General features: G+C 57.5%; 1 protein-coding gene. It reads right to left on the bottom strand.

All coding sequences use genetic code 11. The features are described 5' to 3' along the window. Positions 1–254 (bottom strand): transposase (locus tag I6F28_RS37310; RefSeq protein WP_225143994.1); only part of this gene is annotated, 254 nt, incomplete at both ends.

The raw sequence follows: 254 nt of genomic DNA, 5'->3' as shown, positions 1-254 counted from the left end.
GTGCTTTCGTGGTTTCCCGCGGACTTTGGTAATCGGCCAAATGAGCTTCACATCAACCGGATACACCTTGAGGTGCCGAGGGATGCCGACGGCCCAGGCCAATCCGCGTTCTGTTAGCCCTTGTCGAAATGGTGCGCTGAGCCCGTATCCTGCATCCGCCAGCACACATCCAAAGCGCACGTTGGCTGCCATCGCTCGATCAACCTCAGCCAAAGCGATTTCTGGCTTGGATCTTGCCGTTCGGTGTTCGATCG

The organism is Bradyrhizobium sp. NBAIM14, assembly GCF_020193895.1.
Taxonomy (GTDB): domain Bacteria; phylum Pseudomonadota; class Alphaproteobacteria; order Rhizobiales; family Xanthobacteraceae; genus Bradyrhizobium; species Bradyrhizobium yuanmingense.
Note: the sequence above shows the minus strand (reverse complement) of the source record. Positions and strands in the feature narration are given on the sequence as shown.